The organism is Gardnerella sialicivorans subsp. sialicivorans (assembly GCF_056746795.1).
In genome coordinates this window covers 156,942-171,384 of record NZ_JBWPXA010000002.1, presented here as the reverse complement: position 1 = coordinate 171,384, position 14,443 = coordinate 156,942, and the positions used below count along the sequence as shown (strand labels likewise).

8 protein-coding genes are annotated in these 14,443 nt (G+C 39.9%); 5 read left to right on the top strand and 3 right to left on the bottom strand.

Going from position 1 to position 14,443, the window contains the following annotated elements; translation table 11 throughout:
• The first annotated feature begins 37 nt into the window (after positions 1 to 37).
• Genes purF through purD form a run of 3 tightly spaced genes read left to right on the top strand, consistent with a single transcriptional unit; the run spans position 38 to position 3,905 of the window.
• On the top strand, positions 38 to 1,519 hold the full coding sequence (gene purF / locus AC1EKB_RS01845) for an amidophosphoribosyltransferase (RefSeq protein ID WP_481248685.1): 1,482 nt from the start codon (positions 38 to 40) through the stop codon (positions 1,517 to 1,519).
• 53 nt (positions 1,520 to 1,572) lie between these two features.
• On the top strand, positions 1,573 to 2,607 hold the full coding sequence (purM, locus tag AC1EKB_RS01840) for a phosphoribosylformylglycinamidine cyclo-ligase (RefSeq protein ID WP_481248684.1): 1,035 nt from the start codon (positions 1,573 to 1,575) through the stop codon (positions 2,605 to 2,607).
• 32 nt (positions 2,608 to 2,639) lie between these two features.
• On the top strand, positions 2,640 to 3,905 hold the full coding sequence (purD, locus tag AC1EKB_RS01835; protein ID WP_481248683.1) for a phosphoribosylamine--glycine ligase: 1,266 nt from the start codon (positions 2,640 to 2,642) through the stop codon (positions 3,903 to 3,905).
• Between the two features lie 98 nt (positions 3,906 to 4,003).
• Here purD and AC1EKB_RS01830 read toward each other — a convergent pair whose 3' ends face one another.
• The gene (locus AC1EKB_RS01830; RefSeq protein WP_481248682.1) at positions 4,004 to 6,070 is read right to left on the bottom strand and encodes an LTA synthase family protein; all 2,067 of its coding nucleotides are present in this window, start codon (positions 6,068 to 6,070) and stop codon (positions 4,004 to 4,006) included.
• 281 nt (positions 6,071 to 6,351) lie between these two features.
• Here AC1EKB_RS01830 and AC1EKB_RS01825 point away from each other — a divergent pair, with 281 nt between their 5' ends.
• On the top strand, positions 6,352 to 7,731 hold the full coding sequence (locus tag AC1EKB_RS01825; RefSeq protein ID WP_481248681.1) for an alpha/beta hydrolase-fold protein: 1,380 nt from the start codon (positions 6,352 to 6,354) through the stop codon (positions 7,729 to 7,731).
• A gap of 2 nt (positions 7,732 to 7,733) precedes the next feature.
• Complete coding sequence (locus AC1EKB_RS01820) at positions 7,734 to 10,484, top strand: bifunctional lysylphosphatidylglycerol flippase/synthetase MprF (protein WP_481248680.1); 2,751 nt, start codon at positions 7,734 to 7,736, stop codon at positions 10,482 to 10,484.
• A 77-nt stretch (positions 10,485 to 10,561) separates the two neighbouring features.
• Here the strand turns inward: AC1EKB_RS01820 and AC1EKB_RS01815 are convergent, their stop codons facing one another.
• Both AC1EKB_RS01815 and AC1EKB_RS01810 read right to left on the bottom strand, forming a co-directional pair.
• Complete coding sequence (locus tag AC1EKB_RS01815; protein ID WP_481248679.1) at positions 10,562 to 13,150, bottom strand: ATP-dependent Clp protease ATP-binding subunit; 2,589 nt, start codon at positions 13,148 to 13,150, stop codon at positions 10,562 to 10,564.
• Positions 13,151 to 13,232: 82 nt separating this feature from the next.
• Complete coding sequence (locus AC1EKB_RS01810; protein WP_481248678.1) at positions 13,233 to 14,429, bottom strand: DUF3027 domain-containing protein; 1,197 nt, start codon at positions 14,427 to 14,429, stop codon at positions 13,233 to 13,235.
• Positions 14,430 to 14,443: the final 14 nt, after the last annotated feature.

Genomic DNA, 14,443 nt, shown 5'->3' with positions numbered 1-14,443 from the left:
CTTACGACTTACAACTTTAAAACAATAGGGGGTGCGAATGTCTGCCGAACTTGAAGGCGTTCACGAAGAATGTGGTGTTTTTGGAGTGTGGGGTCATTGTGACGCTGCAAGACTTACTTACTTTGGCTTGCACGCTTTGCAACACCGCGGTCAAGAAGGCGCTGGAATAGTAACAAACGATAATGGGCATCTTAAGGGTTACAGAAACTTAGGTCTTTTAACTCAAGTTTTTGCAAACGAAGATATTATAAAAAAGCTTACTGGAAATAGTGCGATTGGCCACGTGCGCTACGCGACTGCTGGCTCTGGAAGCGTTGAGAATATTCAGCCTTTTCTTTTTTGCTTCCACGATGGAGATGTTGCTTTAGGCCATAACGGAAATCTTACTAATTGCACAACTCTTAGAAATAAGCTAGAGGATTGCGGAGCTATTTTCCACTCTAATTCCGACACTGAAGTTTTGATGCATCTTATTAGAAGGTCGAGCAAAACTTCGTTTATGGATAAGCTTAAAGATGCTTTGCGAACCGTTCATGGCGGTTTTGCATACTTGCTTCTTACAGAAGACGCGCTTATTGGTGCAACGGATCCTAATGGCTTTAGGCCACTTAGTCTAGGAAGAATGAGTAATGGCGCTTACGTTCTTGCATCGGAAACTTGCGCTTTAGATATTGTTAGCGCTGAATTTATTCGAGATATTGAGCCAGGCGAGATAATCGTTATTAATGACGATGGATACAAGATTGAGCGTTATGCAAAAAATATTCAACACGCTGTTTGCTCAATGGAGTTTATCTATTTTGCTCGCCCAGATTCCAATATTTACGGCATTAATGTTCATTCTGCACGAAAACGCATGGGAGCGCGCTTAGCTAAGGAATCTCCTGTAGACGCAGATATGGTGATTGGAGTGCCTAATTCGTCTCTTTCTGCCGCTGCAGGATACGCCGAAACAAGTGGAATTCCAAACGAAATGGGTTTGATTAAAAATCAATACGTTGCTCGCACTTTTATTCAACCAACGCAAGAACTTAGAGAGCAGGGTGTTCGCATGAAGCTTTCGGCTGTTCGAGGTGTTGTTAAAGGAAAGCGCGTAATTGTTATTGACGATTCAATTGTTCGCGGAACAACGTCTAAAAGGATTGTTCGTCTTCTTAGAGAAGCGGGCGCTAAAGAGGTTCATATGCGAATCTCTTCGCCTCCTCTTAAATACCCGTGCTTCTACGGAATTGACATTCAAACAACTAAAGAGCTTATTGCAGCTAAACATTCCGTTGAGCAAATTCGCGAATATATTGGCGCTGACTCCTTAGCATTCTTATCTTTAGACGGTCTTGTTGAGTCTATTGGCTTAAATAAGCCTGCTCCGTACGGAGGATTATGCGTAGCGTACTTTAATGGCGACTACCCTACTTCTTTAGACGATTATAGAAACGAGTTCTTTGAGTCTCTTTCTAAAGAAGACAAAGAAGTTTTAGATAATATTAGAAAGAATAGTAAATACAATTTTTGCGACTAAAAACTACGATTAAACACTTAAAACACTTAAAACAAACACGAAAGGATTTTTAAATGCCACACGCATATGAAGAAGCTGGCGTTAGCGTAGAAGCAGGCTACGAGGTTGTGCGAAGAATAAAATCCCACGTAAATCGCACAAAAAGACCAGGCGTTATGGGTGGAATTGGCGGTTTTGGCGGACTATTTGACTTGGCAAGCCTTGGATACAAAGACCCAGTGCTAATTTCTGGAACAGACGGAGTTGGCACAAAGTTGATGATTGCGCAAATGATGCAAAAGCATAATACGATTGGCGTTGATTGCGTGGCAATGTGCGTAAACGACATTGCAGCTCAAGGTGCCGAGCCGCTATTCTTCCTTGATTACATTGCTTGCGGAAAAAACAATCCAGAAATACTCGAGCAAGTGGTTTCAGGCGTTGCAGACGGATGCGTGCAATCAGAAGCAGCATTAATTGGCGGTGAAACTGCAGAAATGCCAGGAATGTATAATCAAGATGAGTACGATCTTGCAGGATTTGCTGTTGGCGTTGCAGAAAGAGAAAACATTGTTGACGGAAGCAAAATACAAGCTGGAGACACTCTTATAGGACTTGCATCTTCGGGAGTGCACTCAAACGGATTCTCTCTTGTTCGCAAAGCTTTGTTTGAAGAAGCAGGATTTAGCGTTAATACAAAATTAGATGAGCTTGATGGAAAAACGATTGGCGAAGTTCTTTTAGAGCCTACAAAAATCTACGTTAAAGCACTAAAACCACTATTTGCGAATCATCTTATTAAAGGCGTGGCTCATATTACAGGCGGCGGTTTTATTGAAAATGTTCCGCGCATGTACGCTGACGATTTGGCTGCAAAAATTGACACGTCAAGCTGGAGCGTTCCACCTATTTTCAACGTTATTGAAAAAGCTGGAAAAGTTCCTCACGCAGAAATGTTCAATGTTTTTAATATGGGAATCGGAATGGTGCTTGCAATAGATGCAAATAAAGCCGATGAAGCTATGCAAATTCTTAAAAACAATAACGAACAAGCGTATGTTATTGGCAAAATGACTGAGCGCGAAAACGTTGCAGTTGAGTTGTTATAATTCCAAAATCTTAAAGCAATAAAGGATTAAAGATGAAAGTTTTAGTTGTAGGCTCAGGCGCTCGCGAACACGCAATCGCATATACTCTTTTAAAAAGCGAAAGCGTTAGCGAAGTAACGGTTGCTCCTGGAAATGCTGGAATAGCAAAAGATGGAATTAAAATCGCAAAAATTAATGAAACAGATCACAATGCTTTAATCCAATTTGTTAAAAATAACAACTACGACTTTGCGTTCATTGGCCCTGAAGTACCACTTATGAATGGCATTGTTGACGATTTTGAAGCTAACGGAATACCAGCATTTGGCCCAAACAAAGCGGCTGCTCAGATTGAAGGCTCTAAGGATTTTGCAAAGCAACTTATGCAAAGGCACAATATTCCAACAGCTGCCTACAAAACATTTAGCGAGCTAGAACCAGCGATTGAGTACGTTAAAAAGCAAGGCGCTCCAATTGTTATTAAAGCAGACGGTTTGGCTGCTGGAAAAGGCGTAACAGTAGCAACAAGCGTTGATGAGGCGCTCGCAGCTTTAGAAGATATTTTTGTAGACCACCGTTTTGGCAAAGCTGGAGCAAAAGTTGTTATTGAAGAGTTTCTAGAAGGCGAAGAATTCTCATTAATGAGTTTTGCTAACGGAACAGATTTTTGGGTTATGCCAATTTCTCAAGACCACAAGCGCGCTCACGACGGCGATACTGGCCCAAACACAGGCGGAATGGGAGCATACAGCCCTGTTCCACAAATTAGCGATGACGTTGTAAAACAAGCGATTGATAAAATTGTGCGCCCAACTTTGCAAGCTCTTGCAAACGAAGGTACGCCTTTTACTGGAATTTTATACGCTGGATTGATTAACACAAAGCAAGGTGCAAAAGTCATAGAATTTAACGCTCGCTTTGGAGACCCAGAAACCGAAGTTGTGCTTCCTCGCCTTACTAGCGACTTTGGCGAAGCTATTTTTAACATTTTGCATGGCAAAGAACCAACATTCACTTGGGCTAAAAATGGTGTAACTCTTGGCGTTGTATTAGCTAGCAAAGGATACCCTGGAAAGCTTATTACAGGCACGCCTCTGCCCCAGATTAACCTTAATAGCATAGATCAGCATATTTACTATTCTGGAGTTAAATTAGACGAAAACAATAATCTTGTAACGTCTTCTGGAAGGGTTGCACTTTTGCAAGTAAATGGCAAAGATGTTAAAGACGCACAAGCAAAAGCATATAGCATATTAGATAATCTTAATCTTTCTAACATGTTTTATAGGCACGACATTGCATCTAAAGCGCTAAACTAGCAAAGCCTAATCCAAAAAAGCAAAACTACTTAGCAAAGACACAACTAGCAAAGAGCTAGGCGTATTAATACTCAACTAATTGATATTAATTGATTATCTTAAAATCCAAGAAAGTTTGTGTTTTTAAGATAATGCTTTCCAGCTGTAATATCGTATTGAATCAAACGATAGTCATGTAATAACTGCTTAGTCTCTTTGCTCATATTTTTAGCAATCATTGGCTTACCGTGATTATCTAAATAAATAGATTGTCCTTCTGGAATCCTATCCCAACCTTGAATCTTATTAACCACAGGAGGCTCCATTGCACTAATTTTTTCGTGCAATCTTGTAAGGAATGCAATATATGGCGAAACTTTAGAATTTGTGTGAGATGCCACTTGAGATATAAAGAAGTTCGGCGAAGAATAAGAATCTTTAATTTTGCTCTTCTTCACACTACTTTCACTAGTCTTGTTTTCTTTTTGCTTATTTTCTCTAGCTTTTTTATTCGACCAAATAAAATAATCCGTTAAATGCAAATCGAGAGAATTATTATCATCACTGCTAGATGTGCTATATATTCCAGGAAGATGATCGCCATAAAACACAACAGTTACTGGCTTATTAATAGAATCTAAGTCATTTAAGAATGATTGAGTTGCTTTATCTGTGTAACTCACTCCCTTAGCGTATGTTTCAATTGAAGATGTTTCTGATTGACCCAAATTAGGTGAACCATCTTTTGCTTTTGCAACAAAATCATTATTCTTATACCAATTCCTAAACGGCATATGATTTTGCATTGTGACTATTTGCACAAATTGACTCTTTTTGCTAGAGGCGATTTTTTCAAACGCGCTTTTATACGCAGACTCGTCGCAAACATAAGGCGATTTATCAATCATATTTTTGTGCGCAATAACATTAGGAGCTTCAAGCGAGTAGAACTTACTAAAACCAAACTTTTTATAGTTTGTTGAGCGCAAGTACATACTCGGCTCATACGGATGGAATGCTATGGAATTGGCTTCACTCCCCCAATACCTGTTAATCGTAGGAGTCCAAGAAGAATTTGGAACAAGTTGCTGATACGGGCTTGTAAGAGATGAGTTAAAGTTCACCATGCTCAATCCCGTAAGCGACATGTATTCAAGGTTTGCAGTTCCTCCGCCGTAACCAGAAGAAAGCATTAAACCGCTATCTGTTTTCTCTTTCAAAGAGCTTATAAACGGCATTGGATTCTTATTTAGTTGCAATCCAGGAACTCTTATTGGATTAGAGAATGATTCCGAAAGCACATAAACAACAGTATTATCGGAGATTTTTGACTTTCTAGAAGCGTTTATTTTCTTTGCTTCTTTATTGTATTTTTCTAGCAAAGCGCTCATAGTTCGCTCACTGTAATCCGCAGGCTTATCCATAACCTTTGGGTTAACTTGCCTCAAAAATGCCACTAATGTGCCGTTTCTTTGAGCGTCGTAAACGGAGTCCCACATTGATGGCGTATCTCCCATAAACTTAGCAAAATTGTTTGCGCTAGAATCAACAGTTCCAACCGTGCAAATATACCATCCAAAAGTCGCTAATAATGCGATTAAAGTTACAACACGAACCAAAAGCGAAGTTCTTAAATTTGCAATAATAACGATTTTTCCATGATTAACATCTAAAACATGCAATAAAAGCGCAATAACCCAAGTTATTAGAACAGCAACAATAGAGCTAAAAATAACGGCATTTGCATTGTCTGGAAGAAAAGATGCAATGTTTCCAGTATTACTTCTTAAAAAGTTTAAGTCAGCTGGAAGAATCGTTTCGTATCGAACATTCACTTTCATATATTCAATAACAGAAACAATTATAGATGCGCTAATCAAAATAGCAGAAGTAATCCAAAAACGATTTATGATTATTAGCAAAATACCATAAATCAACGCAAGAATAAGAAGATTAAGCACAAAAACAAAATTAAGCTTAAGCCACATTTTTGAGATTATGTTCCAAGCGCTTGCCGAAAGTGATGAAGTCATTTCTACTCGACCAGAACGCTGTACAGAAAGCTGCACAATCATAACCATTATTGCGCAAAAAGCAACAAACATAACGGAGTACGTCCAACGAGCAAACCTAATCTTAAAACGCTCAAATTGCTTAAAAATTGTAAGAGAATTGCTTAATGGCAATTTTGCACCCTTCTGATTTACGCCTAATGTTTAATGCATATTACGTTTATTACGTTCTTAACGCATGCATGTGTTACATATACATCTTAAGTATCGCTATCGTCATACAAAAATCGTATAAAACTATGCATATTCATACTTTTGATGTATTGTAAGATGTTCTATAGCATTTATCATTATAATAGATGACAAAATATAGAAAATTTTAAGGATTATATACTATATTTGCAATGGTTGTGTTTGTTATCTTCAATCTAGCGAGGTTTTAAGGAACAGTAAGAATGAAGCAATTTATTGCCACAATTAACTTAATGCACGGCATTCTACCTATAAGCATATTCGTAATATCTGGATTATGCTTAGCTGTTCTTTTAATTACAAAACCTAAAAAGTCTAAGTATTTTTCAAAACTCTTAACTCAATTAGGCTCAGCATTTTTATTTGCCATTATTTTTGGATTCATAACTTGGCTAATATCCGACGTTTTTCTTGTGTTTGGCGTAAGTCTTGGATGGCTTGTGATTTTTTCGATTGCAGGAGGATTTGCTGCCGTAGGCTTTGCTCTAAGTGCTGCAATAATTTCTAAAGGATGCAGAAGAGCTTTCGCTATTTTTTCGATTATCTTATTTGTTTTAGCAACAATGATTCGCGTAAATATGATTTACGGAGAATACACGACTATTGGATCTGTTTTTGGATTAGGAAATTACCCAAAGCTAGAAGAGCATAATAAACACAATGCCATTATGGAGATTAAAGATTGGAACTTACTAGCAGATCAGAAAAAACTGCCTAAAATGCCATCCAAAGGCATTAGCCGCTCTGTTAGAATTCCTGCGACGCAATCAAACTTCCGAGCTAGAATCGCAAACGTGTATCTTCCTCCAGCTGCGCTAACAAAATTTGCTCCAAAACTTCCTGTAATGGTTCTTCTTTCTGGACAGCCAGGAAGCCCTAATAGACTATTTGCTGCAAGCGAAATAGTGAACACTTTAGATGCTTACGCTAAAAAACACAATGGTTTAGCTCCGATTGTTGTTTCCCCAGACCAAAATGGCACTTCAACGCACAATTCACTTTGTGCAAACACAAAGGTTTATGGGAATGCTCAAACGTACCTAACTAAAGATGTTGTTAGCTGGATTCGCAAAAATCTTCCTGCAAGCACAAATCCAGCACTTTGGCTTATGGGAGGATTTTCTCAAGGTGGAACTTGTGCAACTCAAATAGTTCCAGCATATCCAAAGTTATTTGGAAACATGTATTCTGCTGGCGGAGAATTAGAGCCAACTTACAAGAATAAAAACGAAACAATAAACCGCTATTTTAGCGGGAATCGCAAGGAATACGAAAAACATATTCCAGCAAACATAATGAGAAAAAACGCTCCATTAAATCAAAATTATTATTCAATAGCAGGAGCATGGGATCCAAAATCACAAATAAACCAATCCACTATTGCTATAGCAGCACACAAAGCTGGAATAAGCGTTATAACAATGATTTCTAAAGGCTCAGGCCACGATTGGCATACTGTTCAAAGCGGATTAAAGGTTGCTATTGATCATCTTTGTAAAGACGCTGGAATAGCAAAACATGATCCGGATTTAAGCTCTTATAGCAATATTCAAGTGGTTATTAATCAGAAGGTGAGGCGGTAAACATGCCAAACTTTTTATCAAAAAATCACAAGTCAACAGCAAAACATCATTTATCTATACTAAGTAATGATGTTAGAATCTGGCTGTCTCAGCGAGTTCTTGCAGTAAAAATCACTCTTGTATTTTTGCTTATAAACCTTGTACATTGGATTTCCCGTACCGTAATGCACATTTACACTTACGGCACAAACGCTACTCTTGCACAGTTCTTCTCGTACCATAAGCCAAAAATTGGCTCCCCATTCCTTTTTGGTCATAAGAATATTCCACAACTTTTGATTAAACTATTCCACTCGCTTTTCTTTGTAAATAGTTTTTCATCTTTAATTGTTAATGCGATTCTGTTGATTATTTTGGTTGGAATGGCAGAAACAAAAATTGGAAAAATACGCTTGCCCTTTGTATCAATATTTAGCACTCTTATTGGAATAGTACTTGGTCTTACTTTAATCGGTAATCTTTCTGCGATTATTCGCAATATGCATTGGATTACAAAAATACCGATTCGACTTTCTCCATTTACACTTTTTGTTGGCGCATTCATGGCCTCTGCAACATATGAAACAATATTGTGGCGTAGACGAATGCTTGTTTTAGGCTACGCAATCACGTGCGCAATGCTACTTTATAGTGGAAATCCTGGCGATTATTGTACAATTTTTGCAGCAATTTGCGGCCATATTATTGGCAATTTAATGAATAAGTCAAAAAATAATGTTAAAAGCGCAAGCTGGTGGCAAGGAACAGACTACGAGATTAGACGTCTATTTGCCATAACTCAACTTGTTATGGCGCTTGGCCCTGTTCTTGCTTTATCTTCAAAATCACATGCTGGAATACTAACAACTCTTGGCTTGTTTATGTCTCCACAAATGGGCACAAAACCTTGGCTTGCAAGATGCATATCGAATTATAGTTCTAGCAGCTGTTTACTTCATTCTGGATTGCAACACGCAACAATTGGCGGTCTTTGGATTCGCATTCTTTTGCCGATTGTAACACTAATGATTATAGCTTGGGGACTTTTACGCGGAAGAAGACTTGCAGCATATGCCGCTATAACAATTAATGGACTTACTGCAGTGTATGCAACTATGTATTTTGCAATTTTGCCATTAATCGCAGCCAAGCAAACTATGCTTTTCCACAAGAATAATGCAACTTCTATAGCGTTTATGCTTACAGCTTTGCCTCCACTATTAATCGCAATACTATTGTTTATAAACATAAAGCATTTTCCAAATCATAGTGATAAGTTTGAGCGCAGAATTGGCTTAGTTGCAATTGTTTTTGCACTATTTTCCACTGGAGTAGGATATGTTTGCTTTGGATTAATTGCGCCAAATGAGTTTAAGCCTGCAGCAGACTTGCATCATTTACTCCGTGACCTTCCAGGACGTTGGATGCCTATGGGATTTGGAACAAGATCTAACGCAATGCTTATGCCTTTAACTCCACTTGCTTCTGCTATTGCTCAATGCGTTGGCGTTCTTCTTTGGATTGTTCTTTTTGTTGTTTGCCTTATGTGGTTTAAGAACAAAGTTACTATTAACGAAGAAGACCGAAAAAAAGCAAGTCAATTAGTTCATTTTGGCGGAGACACAATGAGCTTTATGACTACTTGGCCAGACAATCACTATTGGTTCTCTAACACAGAACGCTCCGCAATAGCATATAGGCTTAAGTACGGAATTGCTTTAACACTAACAGGACCTTTTGGAGATAAAACAGAATATAAGAATGATTTGAAAGCGTTTATTCAACTTTGCGAGCAAAACTCTTGGTCTCCAGCTTTCTACGCTGTGCATGACGAAGATCGCAAAAACCTAGAATCTCTTGGTTTTATGTCTATTAAAGTTGGAAGCGATATGCTTGTTTACCCTAAAGAATGGCAAACTCGTGGTAAAAAGTGGCAAGATATTCGTACCGCTATAAACAAAGCAAAACGCGATGGAATAACAGACGTTCTTAGCACATACAACGATGCTCCGTGGGAAGTTCAACAACAGATTATTGAGATTTCGGAAGAGTGGGCAGAGCTTAAATCTCTTCCAGAGATGAAGTTCACTCTTGGTGGATTAGAAGAATTGCACGATCCTAGAGTAAAGATTTTGTACGCAATTAACGATAATGGCAAGGTTCTTGGCGTTACGAGCTGGATGCCTACTTATAGCAACAACCGCGTAATTGGGTGGACTCTTGATTTTATGAGGCACCGTACGGATAGTCCTAATGGAATTATGGAGCTTCTTATTGCAAGAATGGCGGAACGCTTAAGAGACGAAGGACTTGAGAATCCAGAATCTGCTGTGGAATTTATGAGTCTTTCTGCTGCTCCTCTTGCTGGAATAACAGATATTTGTGACTCAAACGATTCTAGTACCTCAACTTCTTTGCAAAGTGAAGCGAACAGCATTAACAGCAAGGACGATATACGCAATAATTCTAATGAAGGCGTAGAACATACGCAAAATAGCGTAAATCACCACGAGTCCAACGAGATTATCGTTCATGCACTAGAGATGATGTCCGACATTTTGGAACCAGCATACGGCTTTAAGTCGTTGTACTTCTTTAAGAAAAAGTTCCAACCAACTAATAGTCCTGTGTACATATGCTATTTGGATTCCGCAAAGCTTGCGCAAATATCGCTAGCTGTTACAAGTTCATATTTGCCAGAAACAAATCCTAAGCAAATTTTAGAAATGCTAAAAACACTTAAAAAAGACGCAAATCAAAAAAATCTCCGTTAACTTGCACGCATTATAGCTTGCATGTTAACGGAGATTAAATTCCTTAAGAAATCTTAATAGAAATCTTAATTGTACAACTAAGACTCAGATTCGACTTTAGAAGCGGAACCAGATTCGCTTGATTCAGTTGATTCAGAAGAATCGCTGGAATCAGCGGATTCTATCGACTTAGGGCTGCTATATGCGGAATCAAACTTCTTACCGCGGAAAATAAATTCTCCAAGCAATCCTTCGCCTTCGGCATCAACCTCAACACACTCGCCGTCTGTTAAATCGCCAAGCAGAATCTTCTCGCTAATAGCATCCTCGATGTCTCGCTGAATAACTCTGCGCAATGGCCTTGCTCCAAGAAGTGGGTCAAAGCCCTTTTGCGCAAGAAGATTCTTAGCTTCATCTGTAAGCTCCAAAGCCATATGACGCTCAAACAAGCGGTCGTTCAAACGCTTAACATCTAAGTCAACAATTTGACGAACCTCTGGCTCAGTAAGCTGACGGAACACAATAGTATCGTCTAAGCGATTAAGGAACTCTGGGCGGAATTGACGCTTAAGCTCGGAATTAACTTGATCCTTCATACGCTGATAAGACGCATCCACGTTATTACCAAGGCTAAATCCTGTGTTTGCTGCCTTAGCAATATCTCTAGTACCAAGATTCGTAGTCAAGATAATAATCGTGTTCTTAAAATCGACTTTTCGCCCTTGACCATCTGTTAAGTGTCCATCATCCAAAACTTGCAACAATGTGTTGAAAATATCTGGATGTGCCTTCTCAATCTCGTCGAACAAAACCACAGAGAACGGCTTTCTGCGAACCTTCTCCGTAAGCTCGCCACCTTCCTCGTAGCCAACATATCCTGGAGGAGCGCCAAAAAGACGCGAAGCTGCATACTTTTCTGCAAACTCCGACATATCTACGCGAATAAGCGCATCGTCGTCGTCAAACAAGAACTGAGCCAAAGTCTTAGCAAGCTCCGTTTTACCAACACCAGTAGGGCCAGCAAAAATAAACGAGCCAGCAGGACGTTTTGGATCCTTCAAACCCACTCGAGCACGACGAATCGAGCGAGAAAGCGCACAAACAGCCTCATCTTGACCAATAATGCGCTTATGAAGTTCCGCTTCCATGCCAAGAAGCTTTTTAGACTCTGCTTGCGTAAGCTTAACAACAGGAATACCAGTTGTACTAGAAACAACAGATGCAATCACATCTTCGTCTACAACCATATTCACATTGGATTCGCCTTCGCGCCAAGCTTGCTCTTTAGTCTTGCGATCTTCTTCAAGCTTCTCTTGCTCATCTCGCAAGTCGGCAGCTTTTTCAAAATCTTGATTCTTAATAGCTTCGTCTTTTTTATCGGAAAGCTTAGAAATCTTAGAATCAAGTTCTTTAAGCTCTGGAGGCTCTGTTAAGCGCTTAATTCGCAATCGAGCACCAGCTTCGTCAATCAAGTCAATCGCCTTATCTGGCAAATTTCGATCTTGAATGTATCGAGCAGACATTTCGGCTGCAGCTTGCAAAGCACCATCCGTAATAGTTACATGATGATGATTCTCGTAACGCGCGCGCAAGCCCTTTAGAATTTCGATTGTCTCTGCAATAGAAGGCTCTTGAACCTGAATTGGCTGGAATCTGCGTTCCAAAGCCGCATCCTTTTCAATATACTTTCTATATTCATCTGTAGTTGTAGCGCCAATCGTTTGCATCTCGCCGCGCGCAAGCATAGGCTTAAGCATATCGGAAGCGCCCAAAGCGCCATCAGCAGCACCCGCGCCAACAATAGTGTGAATCTCGTCAATAAATAGAACAATATCTCCGCGAGTCTTAATCTCTTTAAGCACCTTCTTTAAGCGCTCTTCAAAATCACCACGGTAACGAGACCCTGCAACCATTGAGCCAAGATCAAGAGAATAAACCTGCTTACCCTTTAAGGTTTCTGGAACATCTCCAGCAACAATCTTTTGTGAAAGACCTTCTACAACAGCTGTTTTACCAACTCCTGGCTCGCCAATAAGAACAGGATTATTCTTTGTTCTACGAGAAAGCACAACCATAACACGCTCAATTTCTTTAGAGCGTCCAATAACAGGGTCAAGCTTGCCTTGTTGAGCTTCGTTAGTAAGATTTCTTCCAAACTGATCTAAAAGAGCAGAACCAGACTGATTGCGTTTATCTTGAACTCCACCAGCATTTGCAAGATCAGCACCTTGACCGTCTGCTGGAATGCCAGAATTGCCACGAATCAAATCCATTGCCGTGCTACGAAGATCTCCTAAATCAACCTCCATTTTAATAAGCACTTGCGTTCCAACGCCTTCGCCTTCTCTAATAAGGCCTAGAAGAATATGCTCCGTACCAATGTAACTATGACCAAGTTGCAAAGCTTCACGCAAACTAAGCTCAAGAACTTGCTTAGCATGCGGAGTAAAAGGTATGTGGCCATTAGGCGAAACAGTGCCCGTGCCAATCATCTCTTTTACTTGTTTGCGAGTACCGTCTAAATCTACGCCTTTTGCGCTCAAAGCTTTTGCTGCTATTCCTTCGCCTTCTCTAATAAGGCCTAAAAGAATATGCTCCGTACCAATGTAGTTATGCTGAAGAGCGCGCGCTTCTTCTTGCGCTAGCACAATAACACGCCGAGCGCGGTCAGTGAACCGTTCAAACATAATTGCCTTCCGTTTTTATCCTTGTTCCATGGTAACGAGTTGCCATGACTCTAGAGCAATGCTCTCTATAGAATCCGTGGGACTAATCGTTTGGTTGCGGATTATTATTTGAGTCAAAATTATCTTCAGATTCTGCACTATCTACGATTTGTGCACTGCTTTTGGATTCTGCAATATCTTCATTTTTTGCAATATCTTCATTGTGCAAACCATCTTCATTGCGACTATCGCCATTGAGCTCTTCGCTATCTTGATTATTCTCAACTAAAACGCGCTTACGCCTTGTCTTGCGATTTTCTTTACTATCTTCAATCGCTTCTTCTATAAGCTCAACATCTGCACGTTCTTCTCTAGGTGTTTGAGGAACAATCTCAATGTGATAGTCGTCGTAAGCAGGCTCTGATTGAACCCAAAGCTGCGATGGCTCAGGAGGCGCTATTTCGGAATGTTCTCCGCATCCATGATCAAGCGCAACCACTCGCCCATCGTCTGGGCTCCACATATTTGCGCAAACTCCAAACATGTTTCCAAGACTTCCCGCAAGAGGAATCATAAATCCACATGACGAACAAGCTTTTCCATCCGCAATCTTAGTAGAAAGCGACTTTGGTCCATGTTGACCCGCATACCATCTTTTTGCAGTTTGAGCTATAGCTTGAGCAGTCATAACTCTTTTTCGAGTTAAGCGGAAAGTTTCAACAGCATCTTCAAAATCTTCTTTTGACTCCCCATTTTCAAGATTTTCATCATCTTCTGCACTTGCGTTATCTGCATTATATGCGCTTTTGCTATCTGAGCTGTTTTCGCCATCAACGCTGTTTTCGCTGTTTTCGCCATTATTGCTGTTATTACTGTTTTCACTATCTTTAGCACATTGCGAACCATCTTCGGATGCATTATTTTCTTGAGCACCCTCAAGCTTAACGCCATCTTCAAGCCTGGAGTCATCTTCTGCAGTGCCGATTGAATCCATAACAGAAAGATCCGTAGGCCTAAGTCTATCTTTCCAAGGAACCCAAGGAGGAGGAAGTAACGAATCTTCAGTTGGAGCAAGACTAGACTCGTTAACAGTCCAACGACCAGCATCTTCATCATGATACAGCGTTACCGACCATTGCCAGCCTTCATAGCCAAGCATAGTGCAAGCAAAACGGAAATCAGTAACATTACTACCAAGATCCGTTTTGCCTACAAAATCGCCTACAGCGTTTTTGCGCTCCGAAGTTTCCACAGCAACTTCATAAGCAAGCTCCTGCGGATTTATTACTTCATCTTCCATAAAAAATCCTGTTA